We start from the raw sequence: 20661 nt of genomic DNA, 5'->3' as shown, positions 1-20661 counted from the left end.
GGCAACTGTCGATCGAATACCCGGCGTGCGGCCGTCGTGAGCGCACCCACCCCGTGAAGCTCTCCGCAACTCGGACTTGCGGCCCACCGCGCGAACATCACCGCCAGAATTGAATTCAGATCAACCCGAGCGGGATCGGTCACCAGTGCGACCGGGCTTGTTAGCGTCGACCGGGTGGATCTGAACCTGGACGGAAAACGCGCGATCGTGACCGGCGGCAGCCGAGGCATCGGACTGGCCATTGCTCGTGGACTGGCGACCGAAGGCGTGGATGTGGTGATCGCGGCGCGCTCGGCCGAACGACTCGAGGCCGCAGCGCGGACCTTGAACGATGAGACCGGCCGGCGAGTAATCGCGATACCTACCGACACCGGCGACGACGGCCAAGTCCAACAACTCGTCCAGCGCACTGTCGCCGAATTAGGCGGTGTCGACATCCTGGTGAATTCCGCCGCGACGCCGTGGAGCGCCGGATCCCCCACCGATCTGACCGCGACCACCGACGATATCGTTCGTCGGGAGATCGAGATCAAAGTGCTCGGTTATCTACGTACCGCGCGTGCGGTCGCACCGCACTTCATCGCGCAAGGTTGGGGCCGGATCATCAATATCAGCGGACTAGGTGCGCGACAGGCCAATTCCATCGCCCAGACCATTCGCAACGTCAGCGTATCCGCACTGACCAAGAACCTCGCCGACGAACTCGGCCCGAAGGGGATCAATGTGACAGTCGTGCACCCGGGCCTGACCAGAACCGAACGCCTCACCGACCGTTTGACCGCGCAAGCCGAGGAATCCGGCAGTACCGTCGCCGAACTCGAAGCCGAACTCACGAGGAACTCGGTGCGCCGGGTCATCGACGCTCGAGAGGTCGCCGACGTGGTCACCTTTCTCGCATCACCGCGCAGCATCGCCATCACCGGCGACGCTATCGCGGTGGGCGGCGGCGTACCCGGCCCGGTCTATTACTGAGTCACATAACGGACGCTGTCGTCGAGTCCCGAGCAAGACACGATCCATGAGCCGACAGCTGCAGCGGTAGCGAATTCCCAACCGCCATCGGCAGTTATCGCGCCCATCCGCGGTATCGGGAGGGCCTCGGATCAGGGCTCCTCGATACCCAAGGTCATGCCCCACGCCTCGTTGGTCGTGGTCATCGCGAATGCGTGAGTGTCGACCTCCAGACATAGCTGTACGTCGTCAGGATGGACTCCTCGGTATCCCTCGTCCACACCCTCTGTCCGCTCCTTCGCGGCGGTCGAGTGCAGGGCTCGTTCGATGAACGGAAGCGGATCCACGTCGTCGGCTGTGAGCAACGCGGCGATGTATTGCGCACATGCCAAATCCTCCTCGGCACATCCGTTGTCTCCGGTGATCACGAAGACCACGTGCTCGGGTGCCAGCTTCCGCAGATGTCTCGCTGTCGCTTGCGCGACAACGAAACTCGCACACAGAACCACCTCGGCACCGGCGACGCCCAGTGCGCCCGCGGTACCTGCGGTCGTCTTCATCACCACGGTGCGACCTTGCAGATCCCGTGTCTTGATCTGTCCGGGCGAGTTCGTCAGATCAAACCCCGGTGCCGGTGCGCCGTCGCGCACAGCGAGCCAATTCGGGTGGCGTGCCTTCAGTTCCAATGCCGCGTCATCGGTGCCAGCGAAGACGATCTTTTCGGCGGAACCCGCAAGGGCGTACGCCGCGGTGGTGAACGCACGCATGACATCGATGACGACAGCTACCCGAGGCACAGCACGCAACTGCGTCACGCCGGCGAAAGTGGAGCGCATCTACACATCGTGCATCAGAAGGATCGGTCTTCGGCCTGGGCGGGCGTTCGGTTTCACCGATCCTGACACAGGAGATCCCGCGGCCGGGCGGAGGAGACTCGACCGCTGGGCTGAATCGCCATGCGCGGTCATCGATTCGACCGTAGGCGCAACGCCAGGGGTTGTGGGAGTTCAATGGCAGATTCGAATGTGTGGGCGCCCTGACTCGGCTCAGCAGCCGTTCTATTCATAGGGCGCCAAGTCTCGATCGATCCGCTGGCGTTGCCCGTCGGCTCGGTCGATTGCCCGATACCCACTTCGGTGCCGTCTAGCCGCCATCCGCGCATCGGCAGGTAACCAGGTCGATAGCGGCGATACGGAGATCATCACGGGGTCCATTGCCGTACAACTCGGCCAACGCGATTTCGGCGACCATCGCAATGAACAGCTCAGCTGCCGGTGCTGGCACCCTTCTGCCGATCGCCGCGAGGTCCGGTTCCACCAGCTCGGCCATCGTGCTGTTGCGGGCGCGCACTTCATCGAGCAAGTCGCTTTCCGTGCGTGATTGGGCGAGAAACGCCTTCGTACCGCGCGTACGCAAGCATGCGTCGAGGTAGGCGTTCATCCCCAGACGCAGCCGGTCGGCACCGGGCTCGATCTCTTTGATGGCAGCCAGGATCGACTCTGTGATCGCGTCGTGGTACCGGCGATGCAGCGAGACGATGTAATCGCGGCGACTCGGAAAATGCTGGTAGAAGCTCCCTTTCGCCATGCCGGCGACACCGACGACCGCATTGACGGTCAAGCCGTGCAAACCCTGTCGCTCGGCGACGACCGCGCCTGCGTCCAGTAGGGCGTTGCGACCGGGATCGGCGGGACGTGCCATGGAGGTCCTTTCACTGCGGCGGTCTTCCGTATGAACCTAGACCATGCTAGCTTATGACCGACTGGTCGGTCATCGCTGGTCCGACCGATCAGCCGATGCATTCGGGATGAAGAGGGGCGCAGCATGACTACCGATCCGACCACTGCAGGTCCGCGCGGCGCAGGAACGGCGGCGACCTCCCTCGTTGTGCCGGCCGTTCTGGGAGATGTTGCGCTTCGGCTGGCTCGGCATCCCGACGCGGGATCCTCAGCCGTGCTGCTGTTGCATGCCAATCCGGGCGACAGTCGGGATTTCGATGCAGTGTTACCGGTCCTGGCCTCGGAGCACACCGTGGCCACGGTCGACTGGCCCGGCTACGGCAAGTCGACGGCCCATGCCCCGGAAACGATCACTGCCGCATCGCTGGTCAACGTTGCCGCAGAGGTGCTCGATACCCTCAGCGCCCATGGGATCGAGCGGGTTTCGATCATCGGTAACAGTGTGGGAGGCTATGTTGCGGTCCGGCTCGCGCAACTGCGACCGGACGTGATCACCAGTCTGGTGCTCGTCGACCCGGGCGGCTTCACGAGGCAGAACCCACTCACTCGCGCAGCGTGTCGATCGGTGCTCGGTCGCCCAGCCATTGCCAGGCACCTGGTCGGCCCGATGGCACGGGCGTATCTCGGCCGTTTGAGCACTCCCAGCGCTCGTGAAACCTATCGCCGTACCAAGGCGATCAAGAACGATCGTGCTCGCCTGGCCGTGTACTCCTCGGTGTGGCGCAGCTTCGCCGACCCGGCGTTCGACCTGAGCGCCCCCGCTGAGGGAGTCAGCGTGCCGACGCTATTGATCTGGGGCCGTCGCGATCCCGTCGTCTCATCCGCCCTCGACGGGCGACGAGCACGGCGCGCGATACCGCATGCGAAATGGGTGTCGCTACCGACCGGTCACGAACCGTACAACGAACGACCGGCGGCGTTCCTGGAACACGTAGTGCCTTTCCTGCGAGAACACGCTGGTGGTCAGAGACAGCGTTCGGATGAGGAATGAGCGTCCCGCCGTCACCCCGGACCCGCGGTCACCCCGACCGCCGGAGCGCCGGCGGCTCCGACGGCACCGAAGCGATGCTCCAATTCCGTGACGGGACGGAAGAATTCGTGTTCGTCGAGAAACGATCCGGGCACGTTGCGGGCCCGGGAATATGCCGGCAACCGGATCCATCGACTCGACGGCATCGCTGAAACGTTCGGGTACACGCGCGTCGAGGAGCACTCCGCGGTCGATCACCCGCGGTGGTTGGTCCATCTGCTGAACTGGCGGAGCACAGGTCTTCCCCATGACAGCGCCCGGTCGCCACTGCCGCGTCGGCGCGTCCCCTCCCAGAGGATCGACCCACAGACTCCCGGACGACGAAAAGCTTTGTGATCAAGCTGATTTCATCTCGCCGTTCGGGAACAGGCGCTCACGCACGCGGGTTGCCCCTGGCATGACTCTCGGAATTGCGCTCGCTGCCTCGAATTCGGGCAACTGCGTCGACCAGATCGTGGCGCAGGCCCGCTCGGTCGCCGAGCTGGGTATCGGGTCGGTGTGGTTCGGACAGCGGATGGACTACGACTCCCCCGCCCTTGCCGCGATCGTGGGCCGGGAGGTGCCCGGTCTACAGGTCGGCACCTCGGCCATCCCCGTGGTCGGCCGCCATCCGCTGCTGGTCTCCTCTCAGGCGCAGACCGCCCAAGCCGCGACGCACGGGCGTTATCATCTGGGTCTGGCCGTCGGATCGACGCTGGCGGCCGGCGCGTTCGGCACGGCCTTCGATCGGCCCATTACCCGCTTGCGCGAGTTCCTCACCGGGCTGCGGGAATTGCTCGACACGGGCACCGCCGACTTCCACGGCGAACTGCTGACGGTCACACCGCCGCTGCCGACCGCGGTTCCCGGGGCAGAACCACGCGTACCGGTGTTGGTGGCCGCGATGGGGCCGCAAGCACTACGCGTCACCGGGGAACTCGCCGACGGTATCCTGCCGTATCTGGCAGGCCCGAAGACCTTGAGCGAGCACATCGTGCCGGTGATCACCCAGACGTCGGAAACCGCACCGCGCATCGTTGCCTTCGTCCCGGCAGTCGTCACCTCCGATGTCGAGGGCACCCGCGCGGCGGCTGTGCAACAGCTGGCGTTCTACGAGCAGGTGCCGTCCTATCGCCGGGTCATCGAACTCGAAGGTGCCTCGCGGGCGGCGGAACTGGCGCTCATCGGCGACGAGGAGACCATCGCCGCCGGAATCCAGCGCTACTACGACGCAGGCGCCACCGAGGTCGTGCTGACCAGCACAGATCTGGCCGGTCCCGACGATCAGCACCGCACCTGGGCGCTGGCCGCGGCACTCACGGCCGACCGAGCCGGCTCCTCGGCGGCCGCAGCCCTGCCCGCGGTATAGCATCGCGCGATCGGCGAGCTCGGCCTCGGCGCACCCGCGCACGGCGTCGCCGACCAACCCCAAGACCCACCGAACCCGTGGTCCACATCCCATCCCGATCGAGGGAAGCGGTAGCACCGATCACCCGAATCTGCTTGTTCGGCCTCTCACCGTCGGCGCGCAAAGCAGTTTACGCAGTGGCCCGAGATCGCCATCGCGCTTGTTCACTATCGCTACCTCAGGCTGCAGACCATGGTCGAGATCATCGTTGCTCAGCTGAATCACGCTATCCATCCTCTGGCTCGCCGTGAGAGCGTTCCGCCTCGAAGAGGGCGGCGTCATCGGACGGATTTGCCTGCAGCGCAGGCTAATTCAATATGATCTGACTACTCGGCCGCATCTACACACAGCACACTTGGCAACCCTGCACCGGCCGGTCGCGACATGGTTGCGCCGTTGGACCTCCGGCCACCGATAGCGGGACCCACCCGAAGTCCGCCCCGCGGACTTCCTCCGCCGCAGCGGCTCGGTCACGTTGACCTCCAATGGCCGCCGCACAGTCCTCGGAGCGTACGAACGCCAACTCGACGTCGAAGTCCGCCATCCCACCTTTGGCTACCGGATCACCCACCGGAAGGTCACCGACCTGCAGGCCCGCATACTCGGCGCGGTCCTCGTCGGCGACATGCCCGAATACATTCCGATGACCACGAGATGATCATGGCTCGCCGAGAGTCACGTGCGGGATGACCTGCGGCGCAGGCTCTGCAGCAACACTTTTCGTGTCGCCACACCCGATTACTGGGCTGGCAACGCCGTCCCTGTCCGAACAGTCGTCCTACAGGCGAGTTCCGGACCGCGGGCATCGCTCGCCATCGCAAATGCTGTGCACAGCGATAGCCTCGTCGACGACTGCGATCAGACCCGGACATAGCCACGACTGGGCTCATCTTCTGGGCAGGCAACTCGATCTCCCGGCCCGCTGACACAGGATCTGATCTCATCGGCAAGCCTCCGTGAACCTCAACGCACCTGGTAAATCCCTACTTTCGTGTTAGACGACTGGTCCATCCCGAACCCCGTCCGATCTAACGGTGCACGGCCCGAAACACCCGCTCGTCAAGGTGTGCAAGCAGCGGCACACCATGAACCATCTCTGCGAACAAAGGCAGACGGTACAGGTCGGCGATCTTCGGCCGCAACGGTTCAGCCCTCCCCGCGAGGAGCCCGACCGGGCCAGGCAACTATCGCCCTGCTCGGGGGCGGCCATCGGCGCGCATCAGCGATCGCGGGGAGTGTGCGCGCAGCAGAACACATCAAGTCATGGCAGGGCAACTGCCTCAGCGGGATCGGCCTCGCCTGCTGAGCGTTGCGCACATCGACCGGGTCCATGGGCGAATTGCGACGTGGTCGTCCACTAGCGAGGAAATCCGGCCAAAGCTATTGAATCCGACGTCAACTTCAAGTAGCGTTCCCGACCACTGCGTGACCAGCGTCACATCAGTTTCATTCTCAACTTGGAGATAGGTATGACTCCGAACTCGGATTCCGGCAGGCCGGATCAGAAGAAATTGCGGCGACTCATGGCCGCTGCCCTGGTCGGCAGTTCGATCGAATGGTACGACTTTTTCATCTACGGAACGGCCGCTGCCTTGGTGTTCGGCAAGCTGTTCTTTCCCAATGCGTCACCACTCATGGGTACGCTGCTGTCCTTCAGCACGTTCTGGGCGGGCTTTATCGCTCGACCGCTCGGCGGTCTGGTGTTCGGGCATATCGGCGACACCTTCGGCCGCAAGCCGGCACTGGTCTCGTGCCTGATCCTGGTCGCGGCATCCACCTGCGCGATCGGCCTGCTGCCAACCGCCAAGTCGATCGGGGTGGCCGCGCCGATTCTGCTCGTTGCATTGCGGTTCCTCCAGGGCATTGCCGTGGGCGGACAGTGGGGTGGGGTCACCCTGCTGCTCACCGAAACCACCAGGCCCAACCGCAAAGGCCAGGCGGGCACCTTCGGCCAGATGGGTGTGCCCTTGGGCCTGATGCTGGGTACGGGCGCATTTCTCCTGGTCAGCGGATTCGTCAAGGGTCACGACTTCCTGAGCTGGGGTTGGCGGATCCCGTTCCTGGCCAGCGCCGTGCTGTTCCTCGTGGTGCTGTTCATTCAGCTGCGCATCGAGGACTCCCCTGAGTTCCGCCGACTCCGAGACCGTGCCGACGAAGCCTCGACCACGATCGCGCAGGCCCCGATTGTCGAAGTGCTGCGCAAGCATTCGAAGCGAGTCCTACTCGGCGCCGGGCTGCTGTTCGGAAGCAATGCCATCTTCTACATCAGCGTCGCCGGCGTACTCGACTACGGCGTCCGGAAACTCGGGCTGGAGCGCCAAGGCCTGTTGACCGTCTCGCTGCTCTCCTCCGCCATCAGCGTGCCCGTGATCTATCTCGCCGGCTCGCTGTCGGACCGCTTCGGTCGCCGCCCGTTGATCCTCACCGGCGCAGCGATCATGGCGCTCTGGGCATTTCCCTTCTTCTGGCTGGTGGAGACCGGCTCGCTCGCCGCGATCCTGATCGCGACCGTCGTCGGCAGCGGTCTCGGGTCGGGGCTGGTGTACGGCCCGCTCGCGGCGTATCTCGCCGAACTGTTCGAGCCCCGAATCCGCTACTCGGGCATCACGATGGCCTACCAACTGGCCGCCATCCTGGTCAGCGGCGGCACTCCCTTCCTCATGACCGCGCTGCTCGCAGCGACCGGATCGACCAGGGCGGTCTCTGTCTTCGTCATGATCATGGCGCTGTGCACGCTCGGCAGCGCCTGGGCGCTGCCGGAAACGGTTGCACGCAAACAGTCCGCGATGGCCGGCGAGAGCGCCTCGGTCGCCGTCCAACCCTGACCGATCCCGACGGAGCGGCGATGTCCTGGGACATCGCCGCTCCTGTCGGCGTTCAGAGTCAGTTGCTCTGAACGCTCAGGGTGTGGCCGGTCGCCGCTTGCCGCTGGGCGCTTCTCAGGGAGTCGCCACCCTGTCGTTCCGGGATGCCGGGGTGAGCGAATTGTCAACCGCCAAAAAGATTCCCGGAAACACCACCGACGGTGCGTCACTCTGCTAGAAGTTGTAAACATTCGCGTACCCCACTCATACGCATGCGTTCCCTACTCCATGTCCATGATTGGATCAGAGACTTCATGACGACAAACACCTCTGCTGGGGCGGCCGGCGCCGTCGCTATCACAGCCCTGATCATTGGAACCGCAGCCGGATTCCCCGCAGCGGCCTACGCCGATACCGCACCCGGTGCCGACTCTCCAGGGGTGATCACGGTGAACACGACCGCGGACGAGATCGCGGCGGACCCCCGAAGTGGGCTGTGCCGCACGGCCTCTGGCACCTGCACACTGCGCGCTGCGGTGCAAACCGCCAATGCCCGTCCAGGAAGCACGATCGTGGTGCCGGCCGGACGGTATGTCCTGACGATTCCGCCCGACCCGCGGAAAGTGCAGGGCCGCAACCCCGATGCGACCACGGGTGACCTGAACCTCACCGCGCCGACGGTGCTGCGCGGCGCCGGCCGCGATCGGACAGTGCTGGACGCCAACGGGATCGACAGAGTCCTCAGTGTTGCCGCGCCCGTAACAGTGGCGGAATTGACAGTGACCGGCGGAGTCGCCGCCCAACACGAGATCCCGTTCTACGACACCGGCGGTGGCGGCATAGCCAATTCGTCGAACCTCGCACTCGACGACGTCACAGTTCGGGGCAATAGCGCCGGGTACGGCGGCGGCATCTTCAACGTGCCGGGGTCGGACTTGCAGACGAAGAATACGACTATCACCGGCAATACCTCCGGCGAGGCGGGCGGTGTGCGGTGCGACAACACCTGTACCTTCACCGACTCCACCATCTCCGACAACCGAGTGGTCAATCCCGGCGAGTGGTACCGCCCTGGTGGATTCGCTGGTCGCGGCGGCGGTGTGGATGTCCGGGGCCGGGGCGTGGTGACTTTCGATCACGCCATGATCACCGGAAACACTGCCCCGGACGGCGGCAGCGGCATCAACGTGGCACCGGCCTACCTCGACACCCTCCCGCACCAAGTGACGGATCGGGTCGACGTTCCCTTGGGCACCGTGATTTTGCGGAACTCCACTATCACGGCGAACACCTCCGGTGCCGCTGCGGCCAGCTGCACGAAGGTGTTCGCGCGGATCGTCTCCGAAGGCGGCAACACCAGCGACGACGCTTCCTGCGATCTCACCGCCGCAGGCGACAGAGTCCTGTCCTAATCGGCAGCAATTGCCAGCCCGAGCAGTGCATGGTGCATGTACATCACACTGTCCTCGAGCTCGAGCAAATCACCTCCGGCACGAAGGGTTCGGCGCACGGCCTCGTTGGTCGCATCGGTCACCGCTAAATACGCGTAGTCGGGGACCGATGGATCGACGGGGCCTGCCGCTTCGCGCCACGATCGGATGAATCCGGCAAACCAGCGTTGGCAGCGTTCGAACGACTCGATCGCGCGCGGGCCGGCCACTGCGGTCTCGAGATAGAACGAGCGGGCGAACGATGGTTCCTCACGCAACAGGGTGAGATACTCCCGAATGCCGCGCCGCAGAGCCTCGACAGGCTCCACCGGTTCGGACAATACCTGCGCCATCACGTGCTCGAGATGATCGATCATCAGATCACGACCCGTCTCGGCCGCGGCGAGGAAGCACGCTTGCTTGTCCAGGAAATGCTGATAGAACGTTCGTCGCGAAACCTTCGCTGTCGCAGCGATATCCGCGACTGTCGCGTTGAGGTAGCCGCGGTCCGCGACGACGACCGTCACCCCGAACAACAGCCGCTGACGCTGCGATCCCGTCACCAGATCACGAGCAAGACCGTGCGGCCCGTGCGGCAAGCTCGGCAGTGTCGGTTCCAGCAACTTCCTACGTCCCATCCACACCTTCATATCAGGTGCGCCCACCGGCCCCACACCAACTCCGCCAGCCGATCGGCACACACCTGCACCCGCACCGACCGACTGCCGCGTCGAAACGCTGTCGACCCGCCCCAGGACTTCTCGAGAGCGTCACCGGCGCGGAACTTGCCGAGCCCGAGCACCCGAAGACGCTGTCCTTTCAGGCATTCCGAGTATGCCGAGGCAGGTCGAGCGCCCCGCGGCGTGGTTCAGGCTCGGCCTGCCAACGAGTTCCAGTCGATCGCGCGTTTCAGGATCTTTCCGGTGGCACCCTTCGGCAGATGGTCCACGAACGCGAACAGGCGCGGAACCTTGTATGCCGACAGCTGCTCCTTGGCCCAGCTCCGCAGGTCATCCGGTGCCAGTTCCGCTCCGGCGGCCAGGGTTATCACCGCGGCGACCTCCTCGCCGTAGTGCTCGTCGGGCACACCGATCACCGCCGCCTCGACGATGTCGGGGTGCTCGTACAGCACTTCTTCGACCTCACGCGGGTAGACGTTGTAGCCGCCTCGGATGATCATGTCCTTGGCCCGGTCGATGATGTAGACATAGCCGTCTTCGTCCACCTTGCCTAGATCACCGGTGGCGAGCCAGCCGTCTCGCAGGTCGGATGCGGTGGCCTCGGGCCGGTTCCAGTACCCCCGCATCACCGTCGGCCCGGACAGGTACAACTCGCCTACCTCACCGGGAGCGAGTACCGAGCCCGAGGTGCCCCGAACCTCAATTCTCATGCCCGGCAAAGGAAGCCCTACGGATCCAACTCTCGGATCCTTACCGCTCGGGTTGAACGTCGCTACCCCCGACGACTCGGTGAGCCCGTAGCCTTCGATGATCTCGCAACCGAACCGTTCGCGAAAAGCGCGGATGACCTCCGCCGGCAGCGACGCGCCGCCCGATGAAGCCATCCGCAGCTTCCGGAACTGCTCGGGCCCGAAATCGCCTGCGGCATGCAGCATCGCGTTCCACATCGTCGGAACACCCGACATCAGGGTCATCTCGTCCGCACGCACCATCTCGAGCATGCGCCCGGGATCGAACGGCGACAGCAACGACAGCGACCCACCCAGGTGCAGAGCGGTATTCAAGACAACCGACTGCCCGAAAACGTGGAACAGCGGCAGCGCTGTGCCCAACCGGTCTTCGCTTGTCACACCCAGGTAGTCGATCAATATCGTGGACGCCGCGTGCAGGTTGGCAACCGTGAGCTCGACGCCCTTCGGCTTCCCCGTGGTGCCGGAGGTATAGAGCAGAACTGCGATATCGCCCGGGTCGAGATCGACCGGTTCGCACAGCGGCTCCGCCTGGTAGCGCTGTGCGCCATGTTCGAGCACCCAGAGCGGGAGTCCGCGCTCGCGCGCAGCCTTCTCGGCCGATGTTGTCGCCTCGTGCCACGCGATGACCAGCCGTGCCGTGGAATCATCGAGCACATAACCGATTTCGGCTCCGGTCGCCATCGTGTTCATGGTGATGACGATGGCACCGACGAGGTGCGCACCCATATAGGCCACGACGAATTCCGGGACGCTGGGCGCCACCAGCAGCACGCGGTCGCGACTTTCGATCCCGGCCGCACGCAGGGCGCCGGCGAATGCCGCCGCCGAATCCTTCAGCCGGCCATAGCTCCATTCCTCACCCCGTGCCCGCAGCGCGATCGCCTCGGGCCGATCGAGCGCGTTCTTCCACATCGGACCGGCGACGTTGGCCATCCGAGTCCCTCCTTCTGGCCTAGCTGGCATGTGATCCACCTCGCACCGTAATTGAATATGGCGTCAACTTCAACTAATTCTGCAAGGGAAACTGCGCGACAACCGCTTGAGCGGAACACACGTGAAAGCGATCGGAACAGCCCCGAACGGAGGCACGCCTCGACCGACCGAAGCGCGGTTCTGCCGGAGACCGTGCGGTCTACCGACAGTGCACTCAGTCTGCGGCCTCGTCGATTTTCAGCGCATTGGCCCACAGGCGCGTAGCTGTTCGAACGAGATCGTCGAGCGAGGTCTCCTCTTCGAGGGAGAACGCGTAGTACGCCATCCGGCCGACCATGCCCGACAGCGCGCGCGACGCGGTGTAGGGATCGAGTTCCCGGTCGGCGAGGCCTCGTTCCTGTAAATCCCTGATGGATCGAGCGTTACGGTCGGCGAAGGCACGGGCTCGACGTCGGCGAATTTCGCGAAACTTCGGATCGATCGCGGCCACTTGATCGAGGATCAGCATCAATTTCGCGTTCCGCTTGTACGCCTCGAAGTAGGCACGGTTGCTCGCCTCGATTACCGCTATCGGAGATGCCTCGTCAACGCTCAGCCGCGGCATGCCCGGATGCAGCATCTCGTGCTGCGCCGCTTCGAGCACCCCCTGCAGAATCTCTTCCCTGCTCGAGAAATACGTATAGAAGCTACCCGTGGAGCATTTCGCCTCGGTCGTGATATCCGATAGCCGCGCATCGAGGTAGCCGTCGCGCTCGAACACGACTCTGGCCGCGGCAACCAGCGCCGCCCGCGTTCGCAAACCGCGGGCCGTCAGTGGAGGCTCTCGAAGGACAGAGGTATCGGCCAGTGCGGGGATCTCCGCGGATGCCGCTTCGTCGTCGGCCGTCCTGGCCATCAACCGCCCTCCCTGTCCTGCCGTGCATTCTCCGAGTGATCGTCGCACACCCATTGTCGGTCTGCACTCGGCGCCGCGGCGTGCGGTCACGGCGTCGGCCGTGAAAAGCCAGGGCCCTGCCCAGCCGGGGTTGGCACCGACTGGGCAGGGCGATGGTCGCACCGGATCGATCTGCGAGTTGGCGTTACTTCGCAGGCGCAGGCGCAGGCGCCGGCTGGTTGATCGTCGTGAAGTACTGGACAGCCGCCATGATCGCGACCGGAGCGGTAACGAGAAGCTGGCCCGCCAACGTTCCCAGCGCACCGAGGGCGACGATTCCTCCGATACATCCGATGGCGGCTGCCGGAATGAAGGCTCCGAACAAGCCGACAATCGCCGCGGAGGCGACGGTCGCCCCGGCGATCCCGCCCAGCACGCAACCGACTGCCGCGCCGCCGATGCCGCCGACGGTGGTGCCGATCGTCGCGCCCATGAGGATCGTCGAGGACAGTCGCGCCCAGGCGGCCTGTTCCCGGTCGTACTGGGTCTTCCAGGGAGCCTGGTCTTCGTAGGGCAGGGCCACCGGCTTGTACACAGCGTGCTCGAGGTCGAACTGCGGTGTCAAAGTAGCGGTGCGGTCGCGGATTTCGGCGGCGATCGGGAAGACGTAGTCATCCACCCGGAAGGACAATTCCGAGCCCGCCAGCACAGCACCGCCGGGCGCCTTGATCTTCAGCACCCCCTCTTCGACGGTAACCGAGCCGGCAGCGAGATCGATCACCGACGATCGCTCTCCGACCGAAACCTTGTAGCCCACCGCCGCGGTATCGGCCGGTGCCGCCGATACCGTTCCGGCCGTGACGCCGAGTGTCGAGACGAGCAGCGACGCTGCTGCAATCGTTTTCCTCATCTGTTTCCTTCTTCTTTCTGCCTCGAACCTCACGTTCGAGAAACATCGGATACACGCCGGTGGCGGCAATTCGGTCGCCCCTCATCCCGACTCCATGCGCATCAAATGGAGTCGAGGAACTGCACAAGCGCCTCGTCGACCGCCTCGGGTCGCTCCTGCTGAATCAAATGACCGGCCTGGGCCTCGCCGGTGCGGTCACCGGGCGTTCGTATGCCGGGAAACCAGTTCGGCTGGGAAGCCCAGATCGGCATGCACAACCGCCCTCGTCAGCGGCAGGCACAGCTCACGCAGACGCGCACACCCCTGCTCACCGAGTTCTTCGTACGGATACACCGCGAGTTGGTCGGTCCGATCCTCGATCGACTGCCGGCGCCGCCGTCCTTCCTCGCTGAACGCGAGGCCCGGTCCGTCGAGAAGCCAACCGCGCGAACGCAACCGCTCGATTCCGGCAGCCCACTCCTGCTCACTCCAGTACCGGCTGGCGCGTAGGACTTCCGCGCTGATGACCCCCGTCGCGCTGTGTGTGATCAGCGCCTCCAGACCGTCGAGACCTTCGGTGAGCAGCAGCGCGACGTGGCCGTCTCCGCGGAATTCCCGAAGCAGGGTCTGTGCGTGCCACAGCACCATGTGCGGAGCGGTCGGCCACGGCAGCTGTGCGTGTCCGGCGAACAGCGGACGGCCCTGCGGCCGCTCGCAGGCGCGTTCCGCGGCCCGGCGGGCAAGATCGGCCGCCTCGCGCACCGCGCTGCCGTCGACTTCCTCGCCCCATGCTTGGCGCAGCGAGCGGTCGACGGCTTCGTACCTCGCTTCCAGGACGTCCGCAGGCGTGGCGATGTGCCAGGCCGCTGGCAGCGCCGAGCGAACGGCCACCGGATTGAAATTGAAGAATGTCGCGACGGAGACGTCCGCGGGGACCGGTCCCATCGCTGCCGAACGGGGCGCGAAGTATGTCATGCCCCGCTCTGTCAAGCCGATCTCGGCGTAGCGCTCCCGGCCGTGCGGGCTGAAGTAGATCATCCCGTGAATCGGTTCGAGAGCACGGAAGCTGAGCCGGGCGGTCTCCGGCGAAACACTGGGCATCGTCGCAGGTGGAGCCATGCAGTTCCCTCACTCGTCATGTCATGGTTCGGGTCCGAGCGTCAGGTTGCGCGGACCATTCGACCAGCGAATTGAAACTGAACTCAACATCAAGTTGTGATCTACGTCAAGTCTTGAATCTGAAATCAACTTCACCTACCGTCCTAGTGCTGCAGTAGAACGCCCGCCAACGTGGAGGTGGTGACTGCGTGCCTGGCCGACGACATCCAGGGTCGATGGTTCCTGGCGGTCAGGGAATCAGCACGAGCTTGCCGGGTGCGTGTCCGGCGATGCCGACCTCGTGGGCTTTCGCGGCCTCGGCGAGCGGGAAGGTGGTATCGACGATGACGCGCAGCGCGCCGGACCCGGCCCGCTCGACAAGTTCACCGCGGGCCGCGCCGCGGACTTCGGTGCCCGCATCCTGCCCCGGCCCGTAGCCGAGCACCTTGATGCCGGCCGCGGCGCGTCGTGGCGATCCGGCGATCGAGGCGATCCGGGTGCGATCGCCCACCAACTCCAGCGAGACGTCGAGCGCCTCGTCGGTACCGGCGAAGTCGACTGCGGCGGTGATGCCCTGCGGCGCAGCGGCGTTCACCCGGTCGGCGAGCCCAGGGCCGTAGACGACGGGGACGGCGAGGGCATCGCGGCGGCGACCCCGGCGGCATCCTTGTGGTCGTCGTCCACGGCGTGGAAAGCCCCGCTGTAGAGCTTCCAGTCGATCGGGTTGACTCCCGCGGCCCGGACCTCGACGACCACGCCGTCGACGGCCGCGCGTGGAATCGGCACCTCGGTCACGGCGAGCACATCGGGTGTGCCGTAGGCGATGGGACGCACGATTGTGGGACCTCAACGCCACTGCAAGAAACATCCGCTCATGGCGCCTATCGCGCGTTTCCCAACGGCCATGCGGCCGCAGGCCGAGGTTCGAGGTCGGTGGCCGGTGCGTTCGGCGACGGACTTGCCCGGCAAGTGGGATCCGTTCCCAGCCGAGGGCAGCGCAAATCCCAACGCGCACAAGCAGAACGGACCGGCGACTAGCGCGATCTATGCAACAGACGTCTGGGTATACCCGCCGATTTGGCCCGCCTATCGGTGGTCGGACGTCGGCGCCGCTAGGCGATCTGATCGCCGCCGCCACGTCATTGACCGGCAGAACCCGGAACTCGCCCTCAGCGAATTGATGCTGCAGTGCATGCGGGTGTTACACACACACTGAGCAACTCCACACGGTCATCACGGTGTCGACTTTTCTTGCACTCTGGACTCATGACGGAGAACAGCTTCGCGAGCTTCGCCTGGCTGCGGAAGCTCCTGGTAGAGGTTGGAACCAAGATCCTGAACAAGGTAGGTTCGCTTTGCCCATTCATATGCGTAGAGGGCTCTCTGCAGCCAGCGTGAGGGACAATCCTGAAAGTAATCACCAAGGCAATCACTGGGGTGAGGATCGTCCATCATCAGGGCTTCCATAGCCGCATGAAACCCGGCTCTGTTGATATCGATGTCGGGAGCATTATCTATGTCGTGAGAATTCATGATCAATCCTTGGTTTGAATCAGCGTGAGACACCTCCGGCGGTAGCAGTAATAGCAAGAGGCAGCAACATACGGATCGCATTTACCTCTGGGAACGACGCCAGCAACCCGCGGCCCGCCGCAAGCCAAAGGACCGGATCGACGTGTTCGCCGTTCAGCGTTCCGGTGGTGCGCGAACCGGCGAATGGTAGCGAAGGTCTCGTCCCGAGAGTCCAGTGCGCACGGGGCTCGATCGCCAGTCGTACGCACAAGGAGACACGGCGGAGGCGGATTCCGCAGCGGGCTGGGCCGGCTGCTGCGCGCATCTCATGGGCTCGCCGTCAGTCTCGAGCCCGGAAAGTGTGGCGACAGCCCCCAGATGCGACCGGAACAAGAACGCCTCGTCCCGCCGAGGCGTGAGGTATGTCTTGGCGTGCCGACGCTCACGGCGTTGACCATGGGGCCGATGACCTCGCGCGATCGGCGAGCAGCAGACCACCAAGGGGCGCAGTGTCAGCCATCGCGCATCCTTCCACTTGCCAGAGGAGCTGAACATTCACCGTACGTTCGATAGGCAGCCGTTCAAGTAGTGACCATGGTCACCGCACTTCGGAAGGATGTCAAGTAGTCCGCTGGCACTTCTGCAATCCGATCGCAAAGGCGATGTAGCATGTTCAGCATGCCTGAACATTCGATCGTACGTGAGGGTTCTAGCGGCACCGGTTCGGGTCATCTGGTGCGGCGGGCTCGGACGGCGGCTGGAGTTTCGCTGCGCGAACTGGCGCGCAACATCGGCGTCAGCGCCGGGACCCTCAGTGCCATCGAGAACGACAAAACGCCACTGACCGTCGGCCGGCTCGACCGGATCGCCGCCGAACTCGGCATCTCCACCGTCGACATTCTCGCCCCCCGGCTACCATCAGCCGCCGACGCTACCGGCACACCAACCGCCCGGTCGGCCGGTGACGGGCAAACATGGCGCACTTTCGAGCCCCTGACACTTGATCCTGTTCTCGACGCGGCGATCTCAGCACTTCTGCAAACCGGTTACCACGGCGCGACGATGCGGAGCATCGCGGCCAACGCCGGTATGAGTGTCGCCGGCGTCTACCACTACTACCCGAGCAAACAAGACTTGCTCGTCGCCCTATTCGACCTCGGGATGTCCGATCTGTACTGGCGACTCCCGGCAGCCCGCGACGACGGCACAACCGTGGTCGAACGATTCGCCAACATGGTCGAGGCCCTCGCGTTGTTCCACGCGTACCGTGGTGACCTCGCGTTCATCGGGGCCAGCGAAATGCGCAGCGTCAACGAACCCAACCGCTCCCGAGTCGCTGCTCAGCGAAACGACGTTCAGCGAATGATCGACGAGGAAGTTGCCGCCGCCGTCCGGGCAGGCGAGTTCGCCACCCGCTGCCCCCGCGAAGCCGCCCGTGCTGTCGCCACCATGTGCACGTCGCTGCCGCAGTGGTTCCGCCCAGGCGGACCCATCTCTCAACAACAAATCGCCGTCGAATACGCGCAATTCGCCGTCGACATCATGCGCGGACACCCACGACCCGGGCCGGCGTAGCACGTCCACGGCCGCCCTCGCTGGAGCACTGCTCACGGCCATTGGCATCCACGTCTTCTGGGTTCTCGGCCCAGTACTCACGGGCACAACAGGATTCGCAATCCCGCAACAGTACAGAACTTCCGCCGCTGAGCAGCGAATCCTTGTGGGCCAGGCGCTGATCCGAGCGTGCGGGAGCGAGCGAACCGTCGATCGTGACGATCTCCGGCGCGGACAGCGCAATCACACGCCCCGCTGGTACAGGCCGAACGCCCTGGCCGCCTGCACAATCCACGCCCACTGTGCGGTGGCCTACGCCGGCCTGGTGGGACTGGTCGATGTAAGCAAGGACACCTCGGCCCTGATCTGGCTACTATGAGTGAGCCGCACCACAGGTGCGGCGCCAGTGCTGTGTGTTGACGAGAGGTCTCCCCCGTCCTCTCCGGCCGCGGCGCCCCTTCGGTAGGGCGCCTGGCGGCGCGCCACGGCATGGTTCACGAGAGGTATCGGGATCAGGAATATGACGACGGCAGAAATCGACTATGTGCATAAATCGGGCAAAACGGTCCGTACGGTCGTGGAGGCGTTTCAAGAGACCGTGACATTGCGACCCGATCAGATCGCCCTCCGCACGGTCGGCGGCACCCGGGAGATCACCTGGCGCGAGTACGGCGAGCGAGTGCGGTCGATTGCCGCCGGGCTCGCGAAACTCGGTGCGCGCCACGGCGACACGATCGGCATCATGCTGACCAACCGGCCCGAGTTCAACCTGGTCGACACCGCGGCACTGCATGTGGGCGCCACCCCGTTCTCGGTCTACAACACCAGCTCGCCGGAGCAGATCCAGCACCTGTTCACCAATGCCGGGAACAAGGTCGTGGTGACCGAGCAGGGCTTCTTGCCCGCCATCGAGGCCGCCGGGGTGCCGGTCGAGCACATCGTCATGGTCGACGGCCCGGCCACCGGCGCCATCACGCTGGAGGAGGTGGAGGCGAATCCGGCCGAGGACTTCGATTTCGACGCCGCCTGGCAGGCCGTCGGCCCCGATGACCTGGCCACCCTGATCTACACCTCCGGCACCACCGGTCCGTCCAAGGGCGTGGAGGTGACCCACCGCAATGTGCTCGCCCAGATCGTCGGCCTGCTCGATGGTCCGCTGGTCACCGGCATCGACGACCGCGCCGTGTCCTATCTTCCCGCCGCGCACGTCGCCGACCGCATCTCCGCGCATTGCGCCAGCTTGCTCACCGGTATCCAGCTCACCTGCGTACCGGACCCGCGCGAAATCGCAGCCGCCCTGCCCGACGCCCGTCCGACCGTGTTCTTCGGTGTGCCGCGGGTATGGCAGAAGATCAAAGCGGGCATCGACTCTCGCCTGGCCACCGATCCCAGCCCGGTGAAGAAGGCCCTCGCCCACTGGGCCATCCAGACCGGTATCGCGGCCGCGCAGGCAGACGTGTCCGGCACGGGCCGCGGGGCACTGCTGTCGGCACAGCACAAGCTCGCCGACGCCCTGGTGCTGAAGAAGCTCCGGCACGCGCTGGGCCTGGACGAGCTGCGGGTGGCCGCCTCCGGCGCGGCCCCCATTCCACCGGACACCCTGCTGTACCTGCTGGGCCTGGGCTTCACCGTCACCGAGGTGTGGGGCATGTCCGAGACCACCGGCGTCGGCACCTATACCGCCCTCGACCGGCCCAGGCCGGGCAGCGTCGGCCGGGTGCTCGACGGCGCCGAGATCCGGCTGGCCGAGGACGGCGAGCTGCTCATTCGCGGCCCGGTCGTCACCCGCGGCTACCGCAATATGCCGGACAAGACCGCCGAGGCCATCGACGCCGACGGCTGGCTGCACACCGGCGACGTCGCCACCATCGACGGCGATGGCTATGTCACCATCATCGACCGCAAGAAGGAACTGATCATCAGCGAGGCGGGCAAGAACATCGCCCCCTCGAATGTGGAGAATGCCGCGAAGGCGGTCTCCTCGCTCATCGCCCAGGTGGTCGCTATCGGTGACAACAAGCCGTACATCTCGGCGCTGATCACGCTGGATCCGGATGTGGCCGCGCTGCGGGCCAAGGAGCTCGACGCCACCGGCGAGGATATGGCGGCCCTGGTCACCCGCAAGGAGATCGTCGACGAGGTGCTGGCCGCCGTGCGGGAGGGCAACAAGCGGCTGGCGCGGGTGGAGCAGATCAAGCGGTTCGCCATTATCGGCTCGGTGTGGGAGCCGGGCGGTGACGAGCTGACCCCGAAGATGTCGCTCAAGCGCAAGCCCATTGCCGAGAAGTACGCCGAGCGCATCGCGGCGGTGTACGCCGATCCCGCCCCCGAGGGCGTCGTCAACGTCAGCTGACCACGAAAACAGCTGGGGCCCAGGCACACCCGTTCCTGGGCCCCACCTCGGGCAGCACTACAACCGGGTGACACCCGGGAACGGGGAACTCGAGACGGACCTATTCCTCGACGGGCAGGGACATCTCGGGCAGTTCGTCCGGCAGCTCGTCGGCCGGTTCCGGAAACACCACGCGCACGAAGGCCCAGAACCGGAACCCCATGCCGAGAACGGTGCCCACCAGTTGGGCGGCAACGAAATCCGCCGTCTCCTGGGTGGCACGGGACACCTCGGGCACCTCCAGATGCAGCACATAGCGCGATACCACCAGCGGCGCGGTGTTGATCGCGATGGCCAGCAGGCTCACCAGGTAGAACAGCGCCGCCTCGTGATGTCCCGGACGCCCGCCCCGCTGCCGGAACGACCATTGTTTGTTCAGCAGGTACGACCAGGTGATCGCCGTCAGCACCGCCGCGATCTTTGCGGTCACCGGGCGCGATTCCAGTACTGTCGACTTCAGCGTCAGGAACACCGCGGTGTCCACCGCGAACGCCGTCGCGCCGACCAGCGCGAATCGGATCATTTCACGGCGGCGGGGTTCGGAGCCCACCGCCGCGCGAGCCCGCGACCACGCCGAGCGAATCCAAGGAAACACAGCTGGAGTGTGAGCTATATTCCTCAGCAGCGCAATACAAT

The 20661-nt window shown here is 65.1% G+C and carries 17 protein-coding genes and 1 pseudogene; 8 read left to right on the top strand and 10 right to left on the bottom strand.

What is annotated here, in order from left to right; all coding sequences use genetic code 11:
• Positions 1–174: 174 nt before the first annotated feature.
• Complete coding sequence (locus ACQP0C_RS17890) at positions 175–972, top strand: SDR family NAD(P)-dependent oxidoreductase (protein WP_433734014.1); 798 nt, start codon at positions 175–177, stop codon at positions 970–972.
• A 131-nt stretch (positions 973–1103) separates the two neighbouring features.
• Here ACQP0C_RS17890 and ACQP0C_RS17885 read toward each other — a convergent pair whose 3' ends face one another.
• Together ACQP0C_RS17885 and ACQP0C_RS17880 are read right to left on the bottom strand one after the other, a co-directional pair.
• A complete protein-coding gene (locus ACQP0C_RS17885; protein WP_433734013.1) occupies positions 1104–1787 on the bottom strand; it encodes a 2-phosphosulfolactate phosphatase in 684 nt (227 codons plus the stop codon).
• Positions 1788–2094: 307 nt separating this feature from the next.
• Positions 2095–2652, bottom strand: coding sequence for a TetR/AcrR family transcriptional regulator (locus tag ACQP0C_RS17880; protein WP_433734012.1), 558 nt, complete (start codon positions 2650–2652; stop codon positions 2095–2097).
• Between the two features lie 123 nt (positions 2653–2775).
• Between ACQP0C_RS17880 and ACQP0C_RS17875 the strand changes: the two genes are divergently transcribed.
• The 5 genes from ACQP0C_RS17875 to ACQP0C_RS17855 all read left to right on the top strand — a co-directional run bounded on the left by ACQP0C_RS17875 (position 2776) and on the right by ACQP0C_RS17855 (position 9323).
• Positions 2776–3681, top strand: coding sequence for an alpha/beta fold hydrolase (locus ACQP0C_RS17875; protein WP_433734011.1), 906 nt, complete (start codon positions 2776–2778; stop codon positions 3679–3681).
• Positions 3682–4117: 436 nt separating this feature from the next.
• A complete protein-coding gene (locus ACQP0C_RS17870; protein WP_433734010.1) occupies positions 4118–5068 on the top strand; it encodes a TIGR03564 family F420-dependent LLM class oxidoreductase in 951 nt (316 codons plus the stop codon).
• Between the two features lie 514 nt (positions 5069–5582).
• Entirely contained in the window at positions 5583–5765 is a 183-nt protein-coding gene (locus ACQP0C_RS17865; protein ID WP_433734009.1) for a hypothetical protein, read from the top strand.
• Between the two features lie 811 nt (positions 5766–6576).
• Positions 6577–7932, top strand: a complete 1356-nt coding sequence (locus tag ACQP0C_RS17860) for an MFS transporter (protein WP_433734008.1) — start codon at positions 6577–6579, stop codon at positions 7930–7932.
• Between the two features lie 293 nt (positions 7933–8225).
• The gene (locus ACQP0C_RS17855; RefSeq protein WP_433734007.1) at positions 8226–9323 is read left to right on the top strand and encodes a CSLREA domain-containing protein; all 1098 of its coding nucleotides are present in this window, start codon (positions 8226–8228) and stop codon (positions 9321–9323) included.
• Here the strand turns inward: ACQP0C_RS17855 and ACQP0C_RS17850 are convergent.
• The 7 genes and pseudogenes from ACQP0C_RS17850 to ACQP0C_RS17820 form a co-directional block, all read right to left on the bottom strand.
• Complete coding sequence (locus ACQP0C_RS17850) at positions 9320–9979, bottom strand: TetR/AcrR family transcriptional regulator (protein ID WP_433734006.1); 660 nt, start codon at positions 9977–9979, stop codon at positions 9320–9322. The genes ACQP0C_RS17855 and ACQP0C_RS17850 overlap by 4 nt on opposite strands.
• Before the next feature lie 230 nt (positions 9980–10209).
• Positions 10210–11706 carry an AMP-binding protein gene (locus ACQP0C_RS17845; protein WP_433734005.1) on the bottom strand — a complete coding sequence of 499 codons (1497 nt, stop codon included), beginning with the start codon at positions 11704–11706 and terminating at the stop codon, positions 10210–10212.
• 214 nt (positions 11707–11920) lie between these two features.
• A complete protein-coding gene (locus ACQP0C_RS17840; protein ID WP_433734004.1) occupies positions 11921–12601 on the bottom strand; it encodes a TetR/AcrR family transcriptional regulator in 681 nt (226 codons plus the stop codon).
• Between the two features lie 184 nt (positions 12602–12785).
• A complete protein-coding gene (locus ACQP0C_RS17835; RefSeq protein ID WP_433734003.1) occupies positions 12786–13490 on the bottom strand; it encodes a hypothetical protein in 705 nt (234 codons plus the stop codon).
• 195 nt (positions 13491–13685) lie between these two features.
• Positions 13686–14570: an SCO6745 family protein gene (locus ACQP0C_RS17830; RefSeq protein WP_433734002.1), complete on the bottom strand. Its 885-nt coding sequence runs from the start codon at positions 14568–14570 to the stop codon at positions 13686–13688.
• A gap of 247 nt (positions 14571–14817) precedes the next feature.
• Positions 14818–15404, bottom strand: a pseudogene (locus ACQP0C_RS17825) (zinc-binding dehydrogenase).
• A gap of 396 nt (positions 15405–15800) precedes the next feature.
• Entirely contained in the window at positions 15801–16100 is a 300-nt protein-coding gene (locus ACQP0C_RS17820) for a hypothetical protein (protein ID WP_433734001.1), read from the bottom strand.
• Positions 16101–16757: 657 nt separating this feature from the next.
• Between ACQP0C_RS17820 and ACQP0C_RS17815 the strand changes: the two genes are divergently transcribed.
• Both ACQP0C_RS17815 and ACQP0C_RS17810 read left to right on the top strand, forming a co-directional pair.
• Positions 16758–17654, top strand: coding sequence for a TetR family transcriptional regulator (locus ACQP0C_RS17815; RefSeq protein ID WP_433734000.1), 897 nt, complete (start codon positions 16758–16760; stop codon positions 17652–17654).
• A gap of 499 nt (positions 17655–18153) precedes the next feature.
• Positions 18154–19986 (top strand): AMP-dependent synthetase/ligase, encoded by a 1833-nt coding sequence (locus ACQP0C_RS17810; protein ID WP_433733999.1) that lies wholly within the window; start codon positions 18154–18156, stop codon positions 19984–19986.
• 100 nt (positions 19987–20086) lie between these two features.
• On the opposite strand, the gene ACQP0C_RS17805 is transcribed toward ACQP0C_RS17810, so the two are convergent.
• On the bottom strand, positions 20087–20620 hold the full coding sequence (locus ACQP0C_RS17805) for a GtrA family protein (protein ID WP_433733998.1): 534 nt from the start codon (positions 20618–20620) through the stop codon (positions 20087–20089).
• Positions 20621–20661: the final 41 nt, after the last annotated feature.

The organism is Nocardia sp. CA-129566, from assembly GCF_050956075.1.
Taxonomy (GTDB): Bacteria; Actinomycetota; Actinomycetes; order Mycobacteriales; family Mycobacteriaceae; genus Nocardia.
Note: the sequence above shows the minus strand (reverse complement) of the source record. Positions and strands in the feature narration are given on the sequence as shown.